The organism is Alistipes sp. Marseille-P2263 (assembly GCF_018101075.1).
Taxonomy (GTDB): Bacteria; Bacteroidota; Bacteroidia; order Bacteroidales; family Rikenellaceae; genus Alistipes; species Alistipes dispar.
Map to the genome: position 1 here is coordinate 156,113 of NZ_JAGQEJ010000004.1, position 24,158 is coordinate 180,270.

A 24,158-nucleotide genomic window follows, 5' to 3' on the forward strand; every position below is an offset into this window, starting at 1 on the left:
CGGAACGTTCCGGACTTCCCCTCCCCGTCATTTGCCGATCCCGCGGTAGCGGAATCCTGCGGCGAGGGCCTCCTGCTTGTCGAAGATGTTGCGGCCGTCCACGATTCCGTCGCCGCGCATCGTCGCGCGGAGCCGCGGCCAGTCGGGCATCCGGAACTCCTTCCACTCGGTGACCAGCAGGATGGCGTCGGCCCCGTCGGCCGCGTCGTACATGTTCCGGGCATAGCGCACGGGCCGGTCCTTCAGCAGGCGGCGGCACTCCTCCGTCGCCACCGGGTCGTAGGCCGCCACTTCGGCCCCGGCCTCCAGCAGTTGTCCGATCGCCGTCAGCGCCGGCGCCTTGCGCATGTCGTCCGTCTCGGGCTTGAACGCGAGGCCCCATACGGCGATGCGCCGTCCCCGCAGGTCGTCGCCCAGCAGTTCGCGGAGCTTGCGGACGAGCACCCCTTTCTGCGCCTCGTTCACCCGTTCCACCGCCTCGACGACCTGCATCGTGTAGCCGTGTTCGCGGGCTGTGCAGGCGAGTGCCTGCACGTCCTTCGGGAAGCACGAACCGCCGTATCCGCAGCCGGGGTAGAGGAATTTGTTGCCGATGCGGGCGTCGGAGCCGATGCCCTTGCGGACCATCTCGACGTCGGCCCCCACGCGGTCGCAGAGGTTGGCGATGTCGTTCATGAACGAGATGCGCGTCGCCAGCATGGCGTTGGCGGCGTATTTGGTCATTTCGGCCGAGGCGATGTCCATGAACAGCACGCGGAAGTTGTTTATCAGGAACGGACGGTAGAGCCGCGCCATCAGCCGCCGGGCGCGTTCGCTCTCGACGCCCACCACCACGCGGTCGGGCGACATGAAATCCTTGACGGCCGCACCCTCCTTGAGGAATTCGGGGTTCGACGCCACGTCGAACGGCACCTCCGCGCCGCGTGCCGCCAGCTCCTCGGCGACGATCCGCCGGATGCGCTCCGCCGTGCCGACGGGCACCGTGCTCTTGGTCACGAGCAGCGTGTAGCGGCCGATGTGACGGCCGAAGGTGCGGGCCACCTCGAACACCTGCGAGAGGTCGGCCGAACCGTCCTCCCGGGGCGGCGTGCCGACGGCCGAGAAGACCACCTCCACCTCGCCGAGACACGCCGCGAGGTCGGTGGTGAAGTGGAGCCGCCCGGCGTCGAAATTGCGCCGCACGATCTCCTCCAGCCCCGGTTCGTAAATCGGAATCCGGCCCTCGTTCAGCGCCGCGATCTTCCTCCGGTCGGTATCCACGCACGTGATGTCGAGGCCCATCTCCGCGAAGCAGGCCCCCGACACGAGCCCGACGTAGCCCGTTCCGACAATGGCGATCCTCATCATGGCGCGTCCGTTATTTGCGCAGCACCCGTTCGGCGACGGCGGCGGCGAGCGAGCGGCACGGGTCGATCATCGCGGGCGAGTAGCCCTGCTTCATCTCCACGGGACCGCACACCGGCTCCCACTTCATGCGCTCGGAGAACTCCTTCATCCGGCGCACGGCGGCCGCGGCCCACGTGAAGGAGCCGAAGAAGGCGAAGTTGCGCTGCGGGATGCAGCGCGCCTCGAGGCGGCGCAGCAACTGCTCGACGGGCGGGAAAAGCTCGGCGTTGTAGGTCGGGCTGCCGACGACGAGCGTGTCGTAGCGGAAGACGTCGCGCAGCACGACCGACGGATCGGCGTAGGAGAGGTTGTGGACCCGGATCCGCCGCACGCCCGCCTCGGCCAGCTCCCGGGCGATGCGTTCGGCCATCTGCTCCGTGTTGCCGTACATCGAGCCGTAGGCCACGACCGCGCCCGGTTCGCCTTCGTAGCGGCTCAGACGGTCGTACATATCTACCACGCGGGGAATCTCGCGCTGCCAGACGGGGCCGTGCGTCGGGCAGATGGTCCGGATCGGAAGTCCGCCGACCTTTTGCAGCGCCTTCTGCACGGGGACGCCGTATTTGCCCACTATGCAGGCGTAGTAGCGGCGCATCTCGTCCCAGTAGCGTTCCGGTTCGACCTGCGAATCGGTGATGCCGCCGTCGAGGGCGCCGAACGTGCCGAACGCGTCGCCCGAGAAGACGACCCCCTCGTCGGCATACCACGTCACCATCGTCTCCGGCCAGTGGACCATCGGGATCAGGTGGAACGAGAGCACCTTGCCGCCCAGATCGAGCGTCGAACCCTCCCCGACCTCGACCGTCCCCGTGCCGATGCCGTAGTAGCCGCCGATCATCTGGAGCGTCTTGGCGTTGCCGACGATCCGCAGGTCGGGGTAGCGCAGCCGCAGGGCCGCGATCGACGAGGAGTGGTCGGGTTCCATGTGGTTCACCACGAGGTAGTCGATCTTCCGCTCGCCGATCACTTCGCGGATGTTCTCGAACAGGCGGCTGCCGAAAGCCTCCTCCACGGTGTCGATGAGGGCGATCTTCTCGCCGATGACCAGATAGGAGTTGTACGAAACCCCCGAAGGAAGCGACCAAAGCCCTTCGAAGCGGGTGGTGGTGCGGTCGTTTACGCCGACGTAATGGATGCCGGGCAGAATTTCCGTGATAGCCATATCTCGTTGTCTTTTTTGGTTTCTGCGGCGAATTTACGAAAAAAAACGCCAGCGTGCAACCGGGGCGGCTTCCGTCCCGAAAACACGAGGAGCCGACCCGCAAAGGGCCGGCTCCGTGGAAGATGCAGTTCCGGGGATTATTCGATCCACTTGAAATCGTTGATGAGCACGATGATCTGTCCGCCGGTGAAAAGACTGCCGGTACTGTTGTTCAGGATGAGGCAGGATACTGCTACGGCAGGGTTCTCGTCTAATTTCCCGGTTGCCACGTTGCAGTAGTCGCCGTAGTTGGCCGCGTCGTAGTAGCCGTGGTAGATGCCGTCTTCCTTCTGCAGATTGACCACGAAGAACGGAGCGTTCGTCGTCGAGAACTGCGTGCAGACCTTCTCGTCGTTGAAATTGAAGACGAAACGTTCGTCCGGATCGCCCAGCGAGGGATCGAGCTGGGTGTAGAGACCCACGATGCGGAAAATGTTCGCATCCGACTGGCGCTGAACCGTCACGGTTCCGGAAAGTCCTGCCACGTTCTCCTGAACGAAGGCCGTGCCGCCCTCGACCCAGGTGACACCTTTGAAGATGTTTTCGTAGGCTCTGCGGGCTCCGTTGGAAGCGACGGCCACCACGGTCGTGGCATAGGTTCCCGTCAGGTCCGAAATCACCACTTCCTGAATCTCTCCGGCGTATTCCGTTCCTTCCGAGACCACCCGGTCCATGTATGCGGCCTCTCCCTTCTCGGCCACGTATGCCTCCTTGTCGGTCTGAAGTTCGGTATAGACGAACATTTTCGACACCTTGTCGTTCGGGACGATGCGGATATTCTCCGTGATGTCCGCATCGTAATCTTCGGGTGCGGCATATTCGTAGATCGTCACCACCGGCGCGCTGTCGTGCCCGGGGTCGGTTCCCTCGTCGTCCGAGCAGGCGGCCAGGGCGATCGCGCTCACGACTGCCAGCGCCGCATAGAGATATTTTTTCAGTATCATAAAATTCGAATCTTTAATCGGTTCCACAAATTACCATACTTTCTCCGGGGAGTCCTCGGTGGGCTGGATCGGAGTCGGGTTGTTCGTGCAGGCCTGGTTGAAGTTCACCTCGGTTCCCACGATGCAGAGGTTCATCCAGTCGGGCACGCCGTCCGTGTTCCAGCGATAGCCTTTCGGGTGGTTCGTGCCGGCGTAGCTGCGCGTGATGCCCTTTTCGAAGCGCTTGATGTCGAACGTCGCAAAGCCTTCGCCCCAGAGCTCGACGCGGCGCTGCCACCAGACGTTGTCGCGGAACGATTGCAGGTCGTTGTACGTGTACTGCGGGTCGCGCGTCTTGGCGAAGGCCTCGAGCAGCGTCTTGCCGCGTCCCTCGTCCTGCATGCCGGCCGCTTCGGCCTCGATGAGCTTCATCTCCTCGACGCGCATCAGGGGAACCGCTACGACGAATCCGACGAACTGCGCGTTGCTGTGGCCCGCGTCGCCTCCGCCCAGGCGGAACTTGAGCGACAGGCCGCCGAAGGCGCCCGAGGCCGAAGCCTGTGCGGTGGAGGTGATCGTCTCCGGGTAGGACGAGACGTCGGAAAGGTAGTCGGCGACGATCTTGTTCAGCTCCTCGACCGTCTGCGCTTCGGCTACGAGCTCGTCCAGCTCGGGGTCGATGAAGCACTTGCGGCGCCAGTCGGTCTGTGGAATGGTCTCCAGCAGGTGCGCGTCGATACGCTTCACCGTGCCGGCTCCGTGCGCATAGCCGTTGGAGGTGGTGATTTCGATCATCATCTGCGAACCCCAGCTCGAGTCGCCGTCGTTCAGCGTGATGTTGGGATCCTCGGCGTCGTACTTCGTCATGAACATCCACGAATTGTTGGGCGTGTTGAAGCCCTTGTCGTGGTCGAGGTATTCCGCTTCGGTCATCATCGTATAGCCTTCCTGGGCCTTTTTCGCATACTCCTCGGCTTCGGGCCACTTCTCCATCGTCAGGTAGGCGCGGGCCTTCAGGCCGTAAACCACGCTCAGGTCGGGCGTCGTCTGGTCCGTGCGCTTGTAGTCGGCCAGATAGCTCTCGGCCTTGTCGAGGTCCTTGAGAATAAGCTCCTCCCATATCTCCTTGTTCGTGGCGCGCGGGTTGTTCGTGGCTTCCGCGTTGGTCGTTTTTTCCGTGACGATGGGCACGGTCGGGGCGTCTTCATGACCCTTGTAGGTCTGGGGTGCGTACATGCGGGCCAGGTCCATGTAGTAGAAGGCGCGCATGGCATGGGCGATGCCCGCTCCCACGATATGCTCCTCGTCGGGCTTTTCGCCGGCGAGCGAGATCACCACGTTGCAGTTCTTGATCCATCCGTAGTAGATCGTCCAGGGAACCTGGCAGATGGCGTAGTCGGGACCCAGGCCCACACCGCAGGTGTACCACGTCGTGAACTGTTCGTATCCCGTGTCTTCGAGCGCGATGTCCTGTCCCATGACGTCGCGCTGGAGCAGGAACGACGGATAGCCGAAATCGTATGCATTCATATTGGCGTTTCCGGCGTAGAGGAACTCGCCCGCGAGGGTCGAGGTGCAGGCCGTGACGAAGTTGTTGAAGGCGTTCGGCGCATCGCCCGCCTGATCCACGGTGACGGTTCCCTGCTGCGGGAAGGTCTCCTCCAGGCAGCCGGTGGACAGGAGGGATGTGCCGATAAGCAACGCTGCTGCAAATTTTATGGTCTTTTTCATAGATAATCTCTCCTTATTGAATTAGAACGTGAGTTGAACGCCGCCCGAAATGGTCCGGATCGGGGAGTAGGGAGATACGCCCGTGGAGGCGGTTCCCTCGAAGCTGTAACGCGGGTCGAGGCCCTTGCGTGCCGACCAGAACCAGAGGTTCTCGCCTGCGGCGTAGATGCGCACCTTCACCTTGTCGCGGAATACCCGCTCGGGAATCGTGTAACCCAGCGAGAACGACTGGAAGTTGAGGTAGCTGGCATCGGTCAGGAAGCGGTCCGATTTGGCGCCGCCGTACTGGTCGCCCTGCTGCCAGCGGGGCATGTCGCTGTCGGTGTTGTTCGGACTCCACGACTTTTTCCAGTCCTTGTGGATGGCCGTACCGCCTGCCGCGCCCGTTTCGGGGGTGATCAGCCCTGCATAGCCTGCGTCGAAGACCTTGCCGCCGATCTGGTAGTCGAACGTGAGCGACAGGTCGAAGTCGCCGACGCGCAGGTTCGTTCCGAAACCGCCGAAGACCTTGGGAAGCACGCTGCCGTGTTCGTATTCGGTGGCGTCGTTGAAGTCGTAGGTCGTCGTGCGGCCCACCACCTTGCCGTCCTCGATGACGTCCTTGTAGAACATGGCCTGGCCGTACTCGTCGGTTCCCGCATAGACGGGCAGGTATGCGTTGTAGAGCGGACCGCCCACCTCGTACCAGTAGGGCACGAACTGCGTGGGAGCCTCCTGGAATCCGATCTTGCCCGAAGCGGTCTTGGTGAGTTTGCTGGCGGGCAGGCTCAGGATCTTGGTCGAGTTGTGCGCCAGGTTGGCCGAAATGCTCCAGTCCACCGTCTTGGTCTGGATGAGCGTGCCGGTCAGGTTGATTTCGATACCCGAGTTGCGGATGTCGCCCAGGTTGCCGTACATGCCTCGCGTGCCGACCGATTCGGGCAGCGACAGCCAGAAGAGCAGGTCGGTCGTCTTCTTGCGGTAAACGTCGATGCCTCCCGACAGGCGTCCGCGCCAGAAGCTGAACTCTACGCCGACGTTGAGGTTCGTCGTGGTCTCCCACGTGATGTCCGGGTTGCCCTGGATGGCGAACGATGCGCTCATCGACTTCTCGTCCACCTTGCTCAGCGAATAGAGGTCGGTGTAGTAGTAGTCGCCGATCAGGTCGTTGCCCTGCTGGCCGATCGAGGCCTTCAGTTTCAGCATGTCGATCCATTTGGCGTTCGCGAGGAAGTTCTCTTTCGAGAGGATCCATGCCGCGCCGACCGACCAGAAGTTACCCCACTGGTGGCCCGGTGCGAAACGCGAGGAGCCGTCGCGGCGGTAGGAGAACGAACCGTAGTACTTGCCGTTGTAGTCGTACTGGGCGCTGAGGAAATAGCCCTCCACGTTGTAGTGCGTGGTGTAGCTCGACGCGTCGGCGAGCGTGGCGGCTGCCGAAAGCTCCTGGATGTCGGGCGAGAACATGCCGTTCTTCGAGGCCGCGAGGTTACGCGTCTTCACGTTGTAGTATTCGTGGCCGGCCAGTACGTTGATGTTGTGCAGGCCGAACGAATCGTAGTAGGTGATCGTCTGGATGTTGTTCGTGCGCAGCGACGACTGTACGGTTTTCTCGATGCTGCCGTTCGTGCCGGCGCTCGTGCCGTAGTACATGTTCCGGAAGTTGGAGATGTAGGTCTCGCCCCACGTAGCCGTGCTCGTGACGTTCACCTTCAGGAAGTCGGTGATGTCGAAGTCGGCCGTGAAGGTTCCGTTGAGCTGGTTGCCGATGGAGGTGTAGTTGTTGTACCGCGCCTCGCCGAGCGGGTTGCCCTGCGGCGAGAAGGGACGCGTCACGCCGTAGCCGGTCTCGGCCACGCCGTAGTCGTAGGCCTTGTTGCCGTACTGGTCGCGCTTGATGCCGATTTTGCCGTCGGCGCCGATCGTGCGCACGTAGATCGGGTAGATCGGGGCGATGCGCGAGGTGTAATAGAAGAGGTTGTTGGTGTAGGTGCTCGTACCCAGACCGACGTCCAGATCCTGCGACGAGTGGATGTAACCCACGTTGGCTCCCAGTTTGAGCCACTTCTTGGCCTGGTAGTCCGCCTTGATGCGTGCCGAGATACGCTCGTAGCCCGAATTGTCCACGATGCCGTCCTCGTTCAGATAGCCCACGCTCGTATAGTAGGTGGCCTTGTCCGTACCGCCGTTCACGCTCACGTTGTACTCCTGGCGCAGGCTGTTCTTGTAGGCCGCGTCGGTCCAGTCGTCGGGCTGCATCCAATAGTCCGTGCCGTTGAACGACACCTTGCGGCCCAGCGTGGCGTTGGGGTTGAGCTTGCCGTCCAGCCCGATCAGGTTCTCGCCGTCGGGACGCGTGTAAACGTCGTAGGCGAGTGCCTTGAGCATGTCCGTATTGGCCTGTGCGTTGGCAGTCGTGGCGTTCATGCCCTGCCCGTAGAAGTAGCGGTTGTAGTACTGTGCGTACACCGCCTCGTAGTATTCGCCCGGGTCGGTGATGACGTCGTAATCCTGCACGGCGCGCGAGTTCACGCCCCACTTCATGTCCACGTTGATCACCGCGTCGCGGGCCTGCGAACGCTTCGTCGTCACGATGATTACGCCCGATGCGCCGCGGGCTCCGTACAGGGCGGCCGAAGCGGCGTCCTTGAGCACGGTGACCGATTCGATGTCGGACTGCGGAATGTTCGACAGGCTGGCGCTGTAGGGCGCGCCGTCCACGATGATGAGCGGGTCCGTGTCGGCGTACATCGAGCTGATGCCGCGGATGTTGATCGAGCCCGAATCGGAGCCGGGCGTGCCCGAGCCTCCGCGCATTTGCAGACCGGCCACGGAACCCACCAGCGCATTCATCACGTTGGTCGTCTGACGCTTCTGGAGGTCTTCGGACTTGATGACCGAAGCCGATCCGGTGAATGCCTCTTTCTTGGTCGTACCGAACGCTACGACGAGCACGTCGTCGATAGCCGTGATATCCTCCTTGAGCTGAATATTGACCGTCGTCTTACCGGCAATGGGCACTTTCTGCGACTCGTAGCCGATGAACGAGACGTTCAGGTAACCGTCGCTCCGGGCTTGCAGGCTGAATTGGCCTGCGGCGTTGGTCGTCGTACCCGTCGTGGTTCCGTCCACCACGACCGTAGCACCGACGATCGGGTTGCCGTCAGCATTGGTAACTGTACCGGAAACCTGCTGCTTCTGGGCCATCGCAAGGAGCATTCCCCCCCCCAGTACAGCAATTAACGATAGTACAAGTTTTCTTACCATAAGCGTTAATTTTAATAAGATTTTAAAATAAAAAGTTCACCTGCAAAGATCGGAAAAAAGGGTGGTACATGCAAGTAAATTATTAAAGAATTTCCCGTAAATAACATTATTTATAGATATAAGCGACAGTCGATTACGATTTTCTGCGTACCCCCCCCCGAGCGATTACGAATTGTAATGGGACATTCGGGCGTTTTCCGGGTGCAGGCATGCGACGATGCGTCCGGAAAGCCTTTCCGGAGGCTCTCCGACAGCCCCGGAACGTTCCGGAGACCCGGTATTCCCATAATATATAGGTGGTCAGAGACGATAGCAGGCGTCGAGCTGCCGGGAGAGCCGCTCCATGTCCCCTTCGAGCTTGGCGTGGGTGACGGCGGCGTAAATCTGCGTGGTGCGGATGTTCCGATGGCCCAGCAGCTTGCTGATGGTCTCGATGGCGACACCCTGCGACAGCGTGATCGTCGTGGCGAACGTGTGGCGCGCGACATGGAAGGTGACCGGGCGCACGATTCCCGCCTCGGGGAGCAGCCGGCGCAGGCAGGCGTTGCACCAGCCGTTGCTCGGCAGGGCGAAAATCGGTTCGTCGGCCGCGTCCGTCAGGTACCTGGACAGGATGGCGTTCGGAACGGCGAAAAGCCTGACATATACCTCCGAACCGGTCTTGCGGCGTGTCGTGCCGATCCAGAGCTGCCCCTGCGTATAGCGGATATTCGCGGGTTTTAATTGGCGGATGTCGATGTAGGAAAGGCCCGTGAAGCAACTGAACAGGAAGGCGTCGAGCACGAGCCGCTGCGTCCGGTCGGTCGGTGTCAGCAGCATGAGCCGGCGGATTTCCGTCTCGGTGAGGTAGTCGCGCGCCACGAATTCGCTGCGGAGCCTGTATCCGGCGAAGAGGTCCGCGGAGAGCAGGTCGCGGCTGCGGGCCAGCATCAGAATGTGTTTGAACGCGATCATATAGACCCACGCCGTGTTCTTCTTGTGCGGGGATTCCCGGGCGATGTACTGGTGGAATCCGGCGAGAAACCGTTTGTCGAGTTCGCGGAACGGAATGTCCGCGCGGCGGCAGCGCTCGCGGACGTAGGCGGCGAGCAGCCGGTAAACGCTCCGGTACTTGTAATAGGAGGATTTGCTGCGGCTGACGCCGACCATGCGGCCGAACTCCTCGTTGTGCTGCCGGAAAAATGCCAGCAGCGTCTCCTGCTGCCGGTCGTTCCCGAAATACATTTCCCGGACCAGCGCGGGAGTGACCGCGGCCTGCCGGGCCAGCAGCGTTTCATAACACCGTTCGATGCGGCGGCGGACGAGGAGCAGTTTCTCGTTGAGTTCCGAAGCGGCGGCGCTCCGTCCCGCCGCGAGCCCCGTGCGGACGTCCCACAAGGCCGGATCGACGTATGCGCGGACAGCCAGTTGCGCCCGCTCGCCGTTGATCGTGATGCGCGCCATGACCGGCACGTCGCCGTTGCGGCGCGGCGCGGTGCGCTTGATGTAGAAAAGTACCCTGAATGTGTTTCTCATGTTTTCATGACCTTAATCGGTGCGACAATCGCCCGAAGGTAACGATAAAGTAACTTCCGAATGGCGTATCATTGCGACCAATCGACTTATTTCCCGGCGATTGACCTCTTCCGTCCGGTAACTATCTGTCACCGCAACCGTCGTGCCGCAATCGCACCGGACCGCAAATTCTCCGTTCGGGGCCAATCGGTTGCGGCCCGCAACCGGAAATTTATTTCGATATGGCGCATGTGGTTGATTATGAGATATATGACCGGAAAAGATCGGGTGGATCGCTTTTTATTTTAAAAACATTATTAAAATTAACGCTTATGGTAAGAAAACTTGTACTATCGTTAATTGCCGTGCTGGGCGGGGGAATGCTCCTTGCGATGGCCCAGAGTCGGCAGCTCTCCGGTACGGTAGTAGACCAGGCGGGCAGTCCCGTCGTCGGAGCGACCGTGATGGTCGAAGGCTCCACCGTCGGCACGACGACCGGAGCGGGCGGCAGGTTCACCCTGGCGGTTCCCGCCGACGGCACGTTGCAGGTTTCGTTTATCGGGTATCAGACGCAGTCGGTTCCCGTGAACGGCCGGACCTCGGTTGAAATCAGACTTTCCGAAGATACGAAGGCCATCGACGAGGTGCTCGTCGTCGCTTACGGCACGGCCAAGAAGGAGTCCTTCACCGGATCGGCCGCCGTCATCAAGTCGGAGAATCTCGAGAAGCGCGTGGTATCCAACGTCTCGAAGGCTCTCGACGGACAGGTGGCCGGCGTGCAGACCACGTCGGGCAGCGGCCAGCCCGGATCGGAGGCTACCGTGGCCATTCGCGGTTTCGGTTCGATCAGCGCCAGCTCTTCGCCGCTCTACGTCGTGGACGGTATCGCCTATTCGGGTTCGATCAGCGCCATCAACCCCGATGACATCGAGTCGATCACCGTGCTCAAGGACGCTTCGGCCGGTGCGTTGTACGGTGCACGCGGAGCCAACGGCGTCATCGTCATCAACACCAAGCGCGGCCGTGAAGGCAACGTGGAAGTGAACTTCAAGGCCACGCTCGGCGTTTCGTCGCGCGCCATTCCCGACTACGATCTGGTCAATCAGCGCGAATTCGTCGAGCTGAACTGGCAGTCGCTCTACAATACGGCCTATTTCACCTCGGGCTATACCGACGCTGCGGCCCGCGCCTACGCGTCGTCGCGTCTGAGCGGTACGCTGGGCGCCAACTACAACCCCTTCAAGAATTACAGTTGGGACAATCTGGTGGATCCCGCGACGGGCAAGGTACGCGCCGATGCGAAATCGGCCTGGGACGAGAGCTGGATCGACAATGTGACCGAGGACGCCGCTTTCCGGCAGGAATACCAGGCCTCGGTGTCGGGCGGCAACAACGTTCACCGCGGCAGCATGTCGTTGAGCTACCTCGATGAGGACGGTGTGCTCAAAACCACCAATTTCCAGCGTTATACGGGCCGTGTGAGCTACGATACGACGCCCAAGCACTGGTTCAAGGGCGGTATGAACGCCAACTTCGCCCACGCGAAGTCCAACACGAACCGTTATACGGGCTCCTCGAACAGCAATGTCTTCTATACGGCGCAGCTCATGGCTCCGATCTATCCCGTTTACATGAAGGACGAGAACGGCAACAACCTGCTCGACGCCAACGGCAAAAAGCAGTTCGACTACGGCGAAACCCGTCCGCAGGACAACAACAGCAACGCCATCGCCGGTTTTTACGACGACCCGACCACGAATACGACCGAGAGCCTCTCGGCCCGCACCTACCTCACGTTCGGCAGCGACGACGAACGCGCCGGCGCTCTTCAGGGACTGAAAGGCACGGTCAATTTCGGCGTGGATTACAGTATTTCGAACAACATGCAGTATTTCAACCGTGAACACGGCAACCAGGCGTCGAACGGCGGTCTGATCTACAAGTACAACTACCGTTACATGACCTACACGTTTAACCAGTTGATAACTTACGACCGGACCTTCGCGGACCGGCACGAGGTGAACGCGCTGCTGGGTCACGAGTTCTACAGTTACGAGCAGAACTATCTCGAGGCCAGCCGTTCGGGACTGGTGGAAGGGATCTACGAGGTGGTCGGTTCCACGATTAACTCGGCCTCGTCGCTCACCAAGGACCACCGCATCGAGTCCTACTTCGCACGTCTGAACTACGGTTTTGACCACAAATACTACATCGACGCCAGTTGGCGAACCGACGGTTCGTCGCGTTTCGCCCCCGACACGCGCTGGGGCCACTTCTGGTCGGTCGGCGCTTCGTGGCGTATTTCGCAGGAGAAGTTCATGCGGGACCTCTCGTGGCTGGACAACCTGACGCTGAAAGCCTCCTACGGCGTGCAGGGTAACGAGGGCATCCTCGATTCGTCGGGCTACGACAATTTCTACGGCTGGCAGGGCTACTACGACATCAACTCGACGGGGACCGACTACGGTTTCTCCGTGGCGCAGCTCGAGAACGCCGGCCTGACGTGGGAAAAGAACTCCAATGTGAACGTGGGCATCGAGGCTTCGCTGTTCGGCAACCGGCTCAATGCCAGCATCGAGTATTACAACCGCAAAACCACGGACATGATTCTGGAGCGTCCGATGGCCTTCTCGTCCGGTTTCGAGTCCTATCTGGACAATATCGGCGAGATGCGTAACTCGGGTTGGGAGATCACGCTGAACGGCATGCTCATCAAGCGTCCCGACATGCGCTGGGACGTGACCGTCATGGCCTCGACGCAGAGCAACAAGGTGCTCAAACTGACGCCCGAAACGCCCGAGATCATCGACGGCTCGACGATTATCCGCGAGGGGCTGCCGATCTATACCTATTACATGTCCAAATTCGCGGGCGTCGATCCCGCGACCGGTGCGGCGCTTTACTACGCCTATAAGGACGTGACCGACGAGACGACGGGCGAGACCCGCCGCGAGGAGTACATCACTTCCGATACGAGCGAGGCTTCGTCGAGCCGTTATACCTGCGGCAGCCGTATTCCGGACCTGTTCGGCAGCATCGGTTCCACGTTCCAGTGGAAAGGGCTCGATTTCTCGATCCTGACGACCTACTCGATCGGCGGCAAGGTCAACGAGGCGATCTACTCCTCGACGATGAATCCGTTCTATTACGGACAGACGTTCCACAAGCACCTGACGCGCGCCTGGAAACAGCCGGGCGACATCACCGACGTGCCGCGTGTGGAGGTCGGCACGAGCAGCATTTCGTCGGACCGCTTCCTCGTGGATGCGTCGTACTTCTCGATCAAGAACATCACGATCGGTTACACGATTCCTGAGAAGGCCGCCAATTATATCGGCATGAAGAGCGTGCGCGTCTATTGCTCGATGGACAATCTGGCGCTCTTCACCCACCTGAAGGGCATGAATCCGACCTATACGCTGACCGGTTCGACCGGATTCGTTTACACGCCTTCGCGCAGCTTCGTGGCGGGCCTGGACATTAAATTCTAATTAAAACCGGAGACAAAGACTATGAAAAAAATACTTTTATTGAGCATCGTCGCATCGTTCGCGCTCTCCTGCTCGAAAGATGCGCTCGAAACCTTCCCCGGCGATAAGGTTCCCTCCGATGTCGTTTACGGCAGCGTCGAGAACGCCCGGTCCGCACTGACCGGTGCGCTGGCCGGACTGGGACAGGGCGGCTGGCAGGGCAACTACAATTCGGGTATCGGGTTCGGACTTACGGAGACCTACCTGACCGGTGACGCTCTGGCCGAGGACTACGTGCTGTCCGGCTCGGGAAGCGGCTGGATGTGGCAGACCTACTCCTACAACGTGAAAAGCTGGTTCGACGACCCGCGTCTGCAATGCTCCACGACGTGGAACTGCTACTATACGACCATCAATTCGTGCAACAACCTGATCGGTTCGGCCGAACTTCTGGAGACCTCCGCCGAGGGTAAGAACATCCTCGGACAGGCCTACGTGCTGCGGGCCTTCTGCTACCACATGCTGGCCCAGGTGTATGCCCGCGCATACTACTATTATCCCGATGACCTCTGCGTACCCCTCTATCTGGAGCCTACGACCTCCGAGACGAAGGGTGCGGCCCGTTCGACGAACAAACAGGTTTACGAGGAGGTCATCTATCCCGATCTGACGACCGGAGTCGGCCTGCTCGAAGAGGCTGCCGCAGCCGGAATCGCGCGCAGCTCGAAGACCGAAATCGACTACTACGTGGCCAACGGTATCAAGGCCCGCGTCGCGCTGACGATGCACAAGTGGTCGGATGCCTACAAGGCCGCCGAAGAAGCCCTGAAGGGGTATGCCGGCAGCGAGGCGCTCGACGCTTCGCAGATCACGGGCGGCATGAACGACATCACGGCCCTGCCGAGTGTCATGTGGGGCGAGGTAAAGACGACGGACAATTACGGCATGTATCTTTCGTTCCAGGCCCAGATGGACGCTGGACACGACGGCTATGCCAAGACGGCCCGCCGCTGCTGCACTTCGTGGCTTTGGAACCGCATGAATGCGACCGACGCCCGCCGCGCCTGGTGGCTGGGAACCTTCGACAACGCCGACTTCGCGGACTCGGGCGAAGCGATCCGCTATTGCCAGGTGAAGTTCAAGTTCAAGGGCGATTCGTGGCTCGGCGACTATATCTACATGCGTGCCGAGGAGATGCTGCTGACCGCTGCCGAGGCCTATTGCCAGGAGGGCAACGACCCGCAGGCCCGCATCTATCTCCAGAAGCTCATGGCCAAACGCGATGCGTCCTACACCGGCGCGGAGAAATCCGGCAATGCGATCAACGGGCTGACTCCGGGCAGCGACGGCGCTTCGATGACCGGTTCGCTGCTGGAGGAGATCCTCATCCAGCGTCGTCTGGAACTTTGGGGAGAATACGGCCGCATCTTCGATATCAAGCGTCTGGGCCAGGGCTTCAAGCGGGTGGCCGTCGAGAGCGCGGACAATCCCCAATTCGATCCCGCTTCGCTCATTGCGGATCACGACACGCAATCGCCCGGCTCGTTCGCCTGGATCCTGCTGTTGCCGCAGAAGGAGCTGGACGGCAACCCCAACATCGTGCAGAATCCGATCGGCGATACGGCCGATTAGGGTGAAACGGACTAACTTGTAAAAATTGGAATTGAATATGAAAAAGATAATCGAATCGCTTTTCGCGTTGGGCATGTTGTTCGCCACGGTCGGCTGCGATCAGGACCAGATCGTTGCGAAGTTCGACACCTCGGGAGAGGATGCCGGCACCGCCTACTTTGTCAAGAACGCTGTCTCCGAGAACTTCGAAGCCTCGGCGACCGGTACGCAGACCATCAATCTCGACCTTTTCCGGCAGGACGCCGCGGGCGAGCTGACGGTGGGTCTTACGGCCGAGATGGACGAGGCGGCCGCGAAGTTCTTCCGGATTCCCGAGAGTGTGACCTTCGCCGACGGCGACTATCGGGTGATCGTTCCGGTTTCGGTCCTCGACGTGGAGAAGTTTGACAAGGGCGTGACCTACGCCGTCTCGATTTCCGTGAATAACGCCGGGACGGAAAATGAGAGTTCGGCGTCGATCGGCTCCAAGTACGCTTCGGTCACGCTTTCCGCCTCCCTGACGCTCAACTGGGTTCCGTGCTACGTGCTGAAGGATTTCTCGAAACTGCTCTCGACCGATCTGACCGATGCGGACTATGTGGTGGGCCCCGACGGCAAGCCAATGCTCCAGGGCGGCGTATATACCTACACGTTCTGGTGGGAAGGCGAGGACGATACCGTCATGCTCGAACGGGCCGAGGGAACCAACGTGTTCCGCCTCACGAATTGGGGCGGCGGCGTGAACATCCTCTTTACGATCAACGCCGACAAGACGATTTCGCTCACGTCGCAGTATGTCGGAGAGGACTATTCCGACGGAACCAAGGTGCTCGTTTCGGATCTTCCTTCTACCGGCGTCGGAACGGACGTCTGTACGTGGGACGGCGATAGGACGTTCACCTTCCCGCTGGTTTACCTTCTGGAGGACGGCCGTTGGTTCGGCGAAACCTGCGTCGAGACCTTCGTGCTGAACGACGGTTCGGCTTCTCTCGAGTAGCATCGTCTCCGGTGCGCTTTCCGGACGGCTCCCGTGGGGGCCGTCCTTTTTTGTTTCCGGATCCGCCGGAGAAAAAAACGCATAATTTTTTTCGGAGGCCTTGCAGATTCGAAATTTTTGCTTACCTTTGCACCACGATAATACGGATCACTCCGTGAGATCGGGATGGTGCCATAGCTCAGTTGGTAGAGCAAAGGACTGAAAATCCTTGTGTCCCCGGTTCGATTCCTGGTGGTACCACTTGAAAATCAACGGCTTGTAGAAATGCAGGCCGTTTTTTTATGGTCAAAAATGGCTGAAATGCAGAAGAAAACAGGGAAATGTTTTCTCCAATGTTTTAACCGTAATGACTACAGTAGATGTAGTAACAACAAAAATAGTTAGCAATGAAATAGAAGTTTAACAAGACATATTAGAAAAAGAAGTGTTTGCTTCTTACTTGATGAGTTCTGAAAAATCGCCAATTTAGAAGAATATATCCATCAAATGTAAGTAGGTAAATGCTCATGCCATAAGGTGTGGGCTTTCCTTGTTTGTATGGATATAGGTGTTTGGCGATACCTTCAGAATAACAAATCAAGGTTAGGCTTGTACCTTTCTTTTTGTGGTATGGCTGCAAAAAGACAACATGGATAAGGATTATTTCATATTTCAAGAGGATGGCTTATTTGGAGCTAAGAACCAAAGAGGGGAAGTTGTCATTCAACCTCAATATATGGAAATGCAGCCATTTAACTGTGGACTGTCATTAGTCAGAAACCACCAATATCAGTATGCTTACATTGATATTAACAACAAGCAAATAACTCATTTTGGCAAATATTCTTGGTGTGACCCTCAATTTACTTGTGGTTATGCCCGTGTGATGGAATATCACTATTTAGAAGAAAAGAATCAATGGGGTATTATTGATACATTAGGAAACATAATTGTTCCACTGAAATATGATAAAATATGGGCAATAAAGGAAGAATATCTTTTTTCTCTTAGGGCTTTTCTTGGTGATAAAGAAGAAAGAATAAACCTTTATCAATTAGGCAATAAAGTCATTTTTGATGGTTTAACCTATATTTGTACTTATTCAGTAGAGGCATTTAAGGAGTTAGTACATTGCAAGAAACTATTTGTCAAAGCTCAACCTAATACAAGACAATTGCATTTTACTTACGGAGCTAATATAGGTTTTGTCTCTTTAAAAGGGATGCCAAAAGAACCCGTAATCTCCATTGTTGCCAATAGTAGTGGCAAGATATTTCCTTTGCTAATGGAAAAAGCAGATATAGGCAAAGCTACATTATTCCCTGCCAAGGCAGCTCCTAAAAGAACTATTTCAAAAGTAGCATCTCACAAAACATCCTTTTGGGACTATGAAGCTGAAAAAATGAATGATGCAGATGATTGGAGTGACCCTTATGGAGATGAACAAGCCTACTATGGTGGATGGAGCAGAGAAGATGTTGAAAGTGGATTGGCAGATGCTTTTGAAGGTGATGAAAGTAATTATTGGAATATTGATTAAATAAAAACAGACATGAGCAAAAGAATATTCATTTTAATTATGGGTGCATTGATATTGTTTTCTTGCGTACCATCTAAAAATAAAGATACATCTGAAATAGAGACAAAATTGGGAACAATAGTCAATCAGAAATGGTCTGAGTATAAATATAGATCACATTTTAAGAAAGGACATTCAAGGGATAATAATACTGAAATGTATTCAAGATTAGTCAAAGATGAAAATGGTGAATATTATACTTTTACAAATGACATATATGTTCGCAATGATTCTGTGATATGGCAGGGATACAATAAACCATTTGATTATGAAGACTTTCTAAAATTTGATAGTTTGTTATTGGAATGCAGCCCCAAAAATGTTATAGGAGATTTCACTCCTGAAGAAAAATACATGAAGCGCTCTTATTATTTTAATAACTTATATGTTGAAATACAGAAATCTTTGCATAATTATCACATATTTTTCTATTCTAATAGCTTTTAATAATGAGTGATAAATTGGAATTTCCACTAACGTTTGGTTTGCAAAAGACAAGCTTACCACTGATAGTAACATCAGGCAGATTAAAGAACTTGTGTTTTCTTATAGACACAGGTTCTACCCATAACACCCTTTTTGACTTCGTGTATGAACACTTCAAAGATGAGTTTAAGTTGCTTGACAGTACTTGTAGGACAATGGGAATTGAGGGGCATTACAAGGAAACTCCTGTTATAGAAGCTACATTTAACTTTGAGGGAACAGACTACACTTCTACTTTTTCTGTTCTTGATGCTACTGATGCTATAATGCAAGTACAAGAAGAAACAGGAGTGCAGATTCACGGTGTATTAGGCTCTCAATTTCTTATGGAGAATAAGTGGATTGTTGATTTTGACAAACTAATTGTGACACATGACAGAGAAAAATGAAATCTTCATCCAAATTAAAGGCATTGGTTTTACATTCCTTCTTGACAAGAGAATTGAACATAACCTTGTCAGTCCTGCATTATTGTCTTTTTTCAGTCTTGGAAAGAGGTGGATGCATTCACTTCCTGAGAATAATATTAGGGAAGTGAATACTAATGATAATGCTTTCCCATTTCTTCCTGTCTATATGAATTCCATTAGTACTAATGATGTATTCCATTATGTAGGGAGGGAAACGGGAAGATGCAAGGATAACAAGTTGAGAGAATGCAGAGTATTCAGGTTTGGATTTGAGAATGAAGGATGTCCTTTCTCTTTTCCTTTCCTTCTTGACAAAAGTTTAGATGAGCCAGCTATATTAGGCAGAGAATCATTGAACCATATAATAAAAGTAATGATGAAACATAAAACAGAAACTTAGCACTTTATAAGTGTTATTATATGTTGTAACAGACAAATTTAATATTAATTTGAAAACACTCTTTGTTTTCTCCACTGCATTAGCCATAGTGGTCAAGGATACAGTTATATTATTGATATGCAATAAGATAAATGTATATCTGTTTATTACTGAAAATCCTTGTGTCCCCGGTTCGATTCCTGGTGGTACCACTTGAAAATCAACGGCTTGCAGAAATGCAGGCCGTTTTTTGTTTTCCGAGTCGGTCTTTTCCTTTATAATTTGTGTCATGATGGAGACGGGTCAGGATGAAGTGCGGCGGGAGGCTCCCGCCCTGTGCACGCGGAGGTTGCTGTTGCGCGCCTTCGCCGAAAGCGACGCCGGGGCGCTGTACGCCTGCTGCCGGAATCCGCTTCTGGGGGACAATGCGGGCTGGAAGCCGCACTCTTCCCCCGGGGAGTCGCGCCGGGTGCTGGAGGAGGTCTTCCTCCGCCGGCCGACGACGTGGGCCGTGACGGACGGCGGGACGGGGCGGCTCGTCGGGGCGGTCGGGTTGCTGCCCGACCCGAAGCGCGAATGCCCCGGCGTGGCGATGCTCGGTTATTGGCTCGACGAGGCGTGCTGGGGCCGGGGGCTGATGACCGAAGCGGCGCGGGCGGTCGTCGGCTACGGATTCTCGCAGCTCGGGCTGGAGATGGTCACGGCGACCTGCTATCCGCATAACGAACGGTCGCGGCGGGTGCTCGAACGGCTCGGGTTCCGTTTCGAGGGGGTGATCCACCGCGCCGTGCAGGACCATCGGGGCGTGGTTTCGGACCTCTGTTCGTTTTACCTTCCGCGCGACATCCGGCGGAACGAATAGTCGCGGAGATGCTTTTCAACCGTCACATAGCGGCCGGGGAATTCGGCCCCCTGGCCGGATTCTTCCGCCGGGAGGGGTGTCGGCTCTGCGTCCGTGCGGGCGATGCCTTCGCCGTGCAGGGGGAGCGGAACCGTCGTTGCGGACTGGTCGAGGTGGGGGCTTTCCGCTATCTTCACGAGACGGCCGAGGGAGACCGGCACGTCGTCGGCTTCGCTTTCGCCGGGGAGTTCGTCGGGGATTATATTTCGATGCGCAACGCCGCTCCGGCCCTCGTCCGGATCGAGGCGATGTGCGACAGCCGTGTGCTGGCGGTCGGGAACGACCGGCTCGAGGCCTTCTACCGCACCGATGCCGCCTGCGAGCGGCTGGGCCGCCGTGTGGCCGAGCGCCTGCTCCTCGAGGTTTACGAACGCCTGCTCCAGCGTTATGCCGCGACGCCGCAGGAGCGTTACGAGGCGCTGCTCGCGCGCTGCCCCGGACTGTTGGACCTCGTGCCGTTGCAGGAACTGGCCTCCTTTCTGGGCGTGCGGCCCGAGACGCTGAGCCGTATCCGGCGCCGGATCCGATGATTTCTTGATTCGGATCAAGCCGCATGCCGGCGTGCGGAGCTATCTTTGCGGCGATGAAACGGGCTATTGTGATCGGCGCGACCTCGGGAATCGGGCGCAGCCTCGCGGAGCGGCTGGCGTCCGCGGGATATACGGTGGGTTTGGTCGGCCGCCGGGAGAATCTGTTGGATGAGATCGCGGCGGGGAATCCCGCGGCATTCCGCCGTGCGGCGGCCGATCTGACGCGCACGGCGGAGGCGGTAGCCGCGCTGGAGCGCCTCGCCGCGGAGCTGGGCGGCATGGATCTGTGCATCGTCTGCGCCGGTACGGGGGAGCTGAATCCCGCACTGGCCTATGCGCTCGAGGAGCCTGCGATCCGCACGAACGTCGCAGGATGGACCGCGTCGGTCGATTGGGCCTGCGGATTCTTCGAGCGGCAGGGTGCCGGACATCTGGTCTGCGTCACGTCGGTCGGAGGGCTGCGCGGCAGCGGCGCCGCCCCGGCTTACAGCGCTTCGAAAGCCTACCAGATCAACTATGCCGAGGGGCTTCGGCAGCGTTTCGCCCGGTTGCGGATTCCGGTCCGCGTCACCGACGTCCGGCCCGGTCTCACGGCGACGGCGATGGCCCGGGGCGAAGGCCTTTTCTGGGTGATGCCCGTCGAACGGGTCGTCGGACAGATTCTGCGGGCGATCCGCCGCCGGAAGGCCGTGGCGGTCGTCACGCGCCGCTGGCGGCTCGTCGCATGGATTCTGCGGCGGCTTCCCGATCGGATTTATCTCAACGTGCGATAGGTATGAATGGCTGGTTTGTGGCTGCGGGGACGCTTCTGGCCGCGGCTTCGTTCGTCCATACGGTTTCGGGCAGCCGCTTCTACGCGCAGGCCCGGCCTTGCCGGGAATCCGGCGGCGGGGCTTACGGCGCATGGCTCCTGGGCCGCTGCGGTTTTCAGCTCGTTACGACGGACCTCGTGCTGGGGGCGGCGGCATTTCTGTCGCTGGGGTTCGGGGCGCTTCCGCGCTCGCTGCCGCTGGAACTCTTTCTGACGGCCGTTTACGGCGGCTGGAGCGTGGCATGGCCCGCGGCGCTGCGGTGCGAACGGGCTTCGGCCCGGTATTGGCGGAGGCTGTGCCATTGGGTGCTTTTCTGCACGGTCGCTGCGCTGGCCGGAATCGGTGCGGCGCACTGACCTGTTGCGGAAGCCGCGATTTTGCGTATCTTTGCCCCATACAACCAAACACTCTTGTACCGATGTACGACGTCGAATTTTTGCCGAATCCCTCTGCCGCCGACCTGGATGCGCTGACCGACCTTTGGGAGACGTCGGTGCGCGCCACGCACGACTTTCTCGCTCCGGACGAGATCTGTTTCTACCGCTCGCTGGTGCGGGGCGGGGCGTTGTCTGCGGTGCGGCTCTGGGTCGTCCGCCGTCCCGGCGGCGGTTTCGCCGCCTTCGCGGGCGTTGCGGACGGGATGCTCGAGATGCTTTTCGTCGCGCCCGACCTGCGGGGCCGGGGGCTGGGGCGGTGTCTCGTGGAACATGCCGTCGCCCGCTGCGGCGTGCGGCGTGTCGATGTCAATGAGGAGAATACGCAGGCCGCGGGCTTCTATGCGCGGCTCGGATTCCGCGTCGTGTCGCGCGATCCGCTCGATGCGTCGGGACGGCCGCATCCGATTCTCCACCTCGCTTTGTGAATGTGCGGCGGTTCTTCGGCCTCCGGATGGCCGGTGCGGGCGGACGGGCCGGTCGAAACGACGGACACCTCCGGAGAGGTGTCCGTCGTGCGTGTTCCGTCCGTTCCGGAATCACTCCATGTAGCCCGTCACGGTCACGGGGTCGTCGGCCACCGCGGCCGTGACCTCCGTCGTCTCGCCGCGTGCGTTCGCATAGCGGAACGTGTAGGTGCGGTTCTTCTTCAGCAGGAACCGCAGGGCGTCGTTCATGTCCTGCAACGGTCCGGCCGTGCGTCCGCCGCCCATCTGCTCCGTACCGCAGAAGACATCGACGTTGGCCGCCACGCGGTCGCCCGAAGCGGCAGCGTGGCGCGGGTCGCGGAACATGCGGAACGTGACGGTCGTATGCGTGCCCTCTTCGGCCGCCGTGCCGGCGAAGGAGGCGTAGGCGTCGCGGTAGCGTTGCGTGACGTCCGTGGCGTGGACTTCGCGCGAGGTTTCGTTCCACACCATCGGGAACCAGTCGCCCGTCGGGGCGAACGATACGGCATAGACGGCGTGCTGCCGGTCGCCCGGCGTGGCCTGTCCCGCGTCGGCGAGGAACCAGGCGCGGTCGAGCGCCGCGGGCTGGTAGAACTCCGTGAAGTGCCACTCGCCGTCGATCCACACCTCCGTCCAACTGTGGTTGCCGCGGTCGTCGTGCCAGGCCGCCGTGCCGGCGAAACGGGCCGGGATGCCCACGGCGCGGAGCGCATCGACGAGCAGCACCGAAAGTCCCGTGCAGGAGGCCATGCCCTGACGCATCGACTCCGCGGGGCTTTGGTTGGTCTTCTCGCGCAGCGTGTTGTACTCCACGCCCACGACTCCGGGCAGGATGCGGTTCACCGTGTCGAGTGCGGCGCGCAGGTCGCGGCAGCCGGCCACGCGGGGCGCGAAGCGTTCGTAGAGATCGCGCCGCCAGCCGTCGCGCACCTCGTCCACCACGGCGTAAGGCAGCACCTCGTTCCGGAAGACCGAGTCGGGCAGCGCCTTCGTCCACGGGAACTCCTCCCGGGCGCGGCAGGCGTATGCGACGTTCTCGCGCAGCAGGTCGAGATGCATCGTGTCGCGGTCGCCGCAAGGCATCCGGGCGATGAGCCAGGCCATCGCGGCGCGTTCGCCGCGGGGGGTCGAAGCGAGAAGCTGCCGGAGCGAATCGGCGCGGGGCGTCGTGGCCAGCGCGGCGTCGAGCCGCCGCTGTTCGTCGTCCGGGATTCCGGCATCGCTGCAAGCGATGCCGGCGATGCAGAGCATCGTCAGAAGCAGTTTTTTCATGGTATCGTGTCGTTTTTTCAGGCGAGTCGCCGCAGGATTTCGCGTATCGTTTCCTCGTCGGTTCCGACCGAGGCGTATTCGGGGATTCCGGCGATGCCTCCCATCGAGACCGCGCCGTTGCGGAAGCGCATCCGGCTTTCGACCGTGCACCGTGCGCTGAAGTGTACGGCATCGACTCCCGCGGCGGCGATCTTCAGGACGTTCGCGGGCCTTACGCCGCTGCCGGCCATCACCTCGATCCGCTCTGCGGCCGCCGCGACCAGCGTGCGGATCGTCTCCAGCCCCTCCGGAGCCGTGTTGCGGCCGCCCGATGTGAGCACCCGGCGGCATCCGGTCCGGACGAGCGCCTCGAGCGCCTCGGTGCAGTCGCGCGTCATGTCGAAGGCGCGGTGGAAGGTCACCTCCATTCCGCCGGCCTCCGCGACCAGACGGGCCGTGCGCTCCTCGTCCACCCGTCCGTCCGGGGTCAGCAGTCCCGCGACGACGCAGTCCGCACCGCATTCGCGGGCGAAGCGGACCTCCTCGAGCATCTGGCGGAACTCTTCGTCCGTGTAGAGGAAATCCCCGCCGCGGGGGCGGATCATCACGCTCAGCCGCAGGTTCGGGACGCGCCGCGCCAGCCGGATCGCCGCGGCGGAGGGAGTCGTGCCGCCCTCGTAGGGCGAGGCGCAGAGTTCGGCGCGCGTCACTCCGGCCCGGGCTGCGGTCCGGCAGGCTTCGGGCGAGAAGGCGCAGAGTTCGGTTTCGATCATCTTCGGTCCGTTTTGCAGGCCCGGCACCGGCCGGGCGTAGCGAAGATAGCGATTTTCGCCCGAACCGCCAAAGAAATCGGCGCCGGTCCGCAAACGGAACCGTCCGTCCTGCGAAG

At 59.1% G+C, this 24,158-nt stretch carries 20 protein-coding genes and 1 tRNA gene; 13 read left to right on the plus strand and 8 right to left on the minus strand.

Annotation, left to right across the window (positions count from 1 at the left end):
• Positions 1-27: 27 nt before the first annotated feature.
• The 6 genes from KB554_RS06510 to KB554_RS06535 form a co-directional block, all read right to left on the minus strand.
• A complete protein-coding gene (locus KB554_RS06510; protein WP_211035355.1) occupies positions 28-1,344 on the minus strand; it encodes a UDP-glucose/GDP-mannose dehydrogenase family protein in 1,317 nt (438 codons plus the stop codon).
• A gap of 13 nt (positions 1,345-1,357) precedes the next feature.
• Complete coding sequence (locus KB554_RS06515) at positions 1,358-2,548, minus strand: FprA family A-type flavoprotein (RefSeq protein WP_211035271.1); 1,191 nt, start codon at positions 2,546-2,548, stop codon at positions 1,358-1,360.
• Between the two features lie 137 nt (positions 2,549-2,685).
• The gene (locus tag KB554_RS06520) at positions 2,686-3,531 is read right to left on the minus strand and encodes a hypothetical protein (RefSeq protein ID WP_211035274.1); all 846 of its coding nucleotides are present in this window, start codon (positions 3,529-3,531) and stop codon (positions 2,686-2,688) included.
• Positions 3,532-3,561: 30 nt separating this feature from the next.
• Complete coding sequence (locus tag KB554_RS06525; RefSeq protein ID WP_141427838.1) at positions 3,562-5,241, minus strand: RagB/SusD family nutrient uptake outer membrane protein; 1,680 nt, start codon at positions 5,239-5,241, stop codon at positions 3,562-3,564.
• Between the two features lie 21 nt (positions 5,242-5,262).
• Positions 5,263-8,487 (minus strand): SusC/RagA family TonB-linked outer membrane protein, encoded by a 3,225-nt coding sequence (locus KB554_RS06530; protein ID WP_141427837.1) that lies wholly within the window; start codon positions 8,485-8,487, stop codon positions 5,263-5,265.
• A 300-nt stretch (positions 8,488-8,787) separates the two neighbouring features.
• Positions 8,788-10,002, minus strand: coding sequence for a site-specific integrase (locus KB554_RS06535; RefSeq protein WP_211035275.1), 1,215 nt, complete (start codon positions 10,000-10,002; stop codon positions 8,788-8,790).
• A 311-nt stretch (positions 10,003-10,313) separates the two neighbouring features.
• Between KB554_RS06535 and KB554_RS06540 the strand changes: the two genes are divergently transcribed.
• The 13 genes from KB554_RS06540 (at position 10,314) to KB554_RS06600 (ending at position 21,997) form a co-directional block, all read left to right on the plus strand.
• A complete protein-coding gene (locus tag KB554_RS06540) occupies positions 10,314-13,472 on the plus strand; it encodes a TonB-dependent receptor (RefSeq protein ID WP_211035278.1) in 3,159 nt (1,052 codons plus the stop codon).
• A 21-nt stretch (positions 13,473-13,493) separates the two neighbouring features.
• Positions 13,494-15,083 carry a RagB/SusD family nutrient uptake outer membrane protein gene (locus tag KB554_RS06545; RefSeq protein WP_141427834.1) on the plus strand — a complete coding sequence of 530 codons (1,590 nt, stop codon included), beginning with the start codon at positions 13,494-13,496 and terminating at the stop codon, positions 15,081-15,083.
• Positions 15,084-15,120: 37 nt separating this feature from the next.
• Complete coding sequence (locus KB554_RS06550) at positions 15,121-16,059, plus strand: hypothetical protein (RefSeq protein ID WP_141427833.1); 939 nt, start codon at positions 15,121-15,123, stop codon at positions 16,057-16,059.
• Positions 16,060-16,226: 167 nt separating this feature from the next.
• Positions 16,227-16,299: transfer RNA gene (locus KB554_RS06555), tRNA-Phe, on the plus strand.
• A 388-nt stretch (positions 16,300-16,687) separates the two neighbouring features.
• Positions 16,688-17,578, plus strand: a complete 891-nt coding sequence (locus tag KB554_RS06560; protein WP_211035279.1) for a WG repeat-containing protein — start codon at positions 16,688-16,690, stop codon at positions 17,576-17,578.
• 12 nt (positions 17,579-17,590) lie between these two features.
• Positions 17,591-18,064, plus strand: coding sequence for a hypothetical protein (locus KB554_RS06565; RefSeq protein ID WP_211035281.1), 474 nt, complete (start codon positions 17,591-17,593; stop codon positions 18,062-18,064).
• Between the two features lie 2 nt (positions 18,065-18,066).
• Complete coding sequence (locus tag KB554_RS06570) at positions 18,067-18,492, plus strand: hypothetical protein (protein ID WP_211035283.1); 426 nt, start codon at positions 18,067-18,069, stop codon at positions 18,490-18,492.
• Positions 18,476-18,913 carry a hypothetical protein gene (locus KB554_RS06575; protein ID WP_211035284.1) on the plus strand — a complete coding sequence of 146 codons (438 nt, stop codon included), beginning with the start codon at positions 18,476-18,478 and terminating at the stop codon, positions 18,911-18,913. The genes KB554_RS06570 and KB554_RS06575 overlap by 17 nt, the downstream gene beginning before the upstream one ends.
• A 268-nt stretch (positions 18,914-19,181) precedes the next feature.
• A complete protein-coding gene (locus KB554_RS06580; RefSeq protein ID WP_141427832.1) occupies positions 19,182-19,754 on the plus strand; it encodes a GNAT family protein in 573 nt (190 codons plus the stop codon).
• Between the two features lie 8 nt (positions 19,755-19,762).
• Positions 19,763-20,323 carry a Crp/Fnr family transcriptional regulator gene (locus KB554_RS06585; RefSeq protein ID WP_211035285.1) on the plus strand — a complete coding sequence of 187 codons (561 nt, stop codon included), beginning with the start codon at positions 19,763-19,765 and terminating at the stop codon, positions 20,321-20,323.
• A 53-nt stretch (positions 20,324-20,376) separates the two neighbouring features.
• Entirely contained in the window at positions 20,377-21,096 is a 720-nt protein-coding gene (locus tag KB554_RS06590; protein ID WP_211035286.1) for an SDR family NAD(P)-dependent oxidoreductase, read from the plus strand.
• Between the two features lie 2 nt (positions 21,097-21,098).
• Positions 21,099-21,491 carry a hypothetical protein gene (locus KB554_RS06595; RefSeq protein WP_141427829.1) on the plus strand — a complete coding sequence of 131 codons (393 nt, stop codon included), beginning with the start codon at positions 21,099-21,101 and terminating at the stop codon, positions 21,489-21,491.
• A 62-nt stretch (positions 21,492-21,553) separates the two neighbouring features.
• Positions 21,554-21,997, plus strand: coding sequence for a GNAT family N-acetyltransferase (locus KB554_RS06600; protein WP_211035287.1), 444 nt, complete (start codon positions 21,554-21,556; stop codon positions 21,995-21,997).
• Positions 21,998-22,108: 111 nt separating this feature from the next.
• On the opposite strand, the gene KB554_RS06605 is transcribed toward KB554_RS06600, so the two are convergent.
• The gene (locus KB554_RS06605) at positions 22,109-23,290 is read right to left on the minus strand and encodes a transglutaminase domain-containing protein (protein ID WP_211035288.1); all 1,182 of its coding nucleotides are present in this window, start codon (positions 23,288-23,290) and stop codon (positions 22,109-22,111) included.
• Between the two features lie 17 nt (positions 23,291-23,307).
• The gene (locus KB554_RS06610; protein ID WP_211035357.1) at positions 23,308-24,039 is read right to left on the minus strand and encodes a copper homeostasis protein CutC; all 732 of its coding nucleotides are present in this window, start codon (positions 24,037-24,039) and stop codon (positions 23,308-23,310) included.
• Between the last annotated feature and the right edge of the window lie 119 nt (positions 24,040-24,158).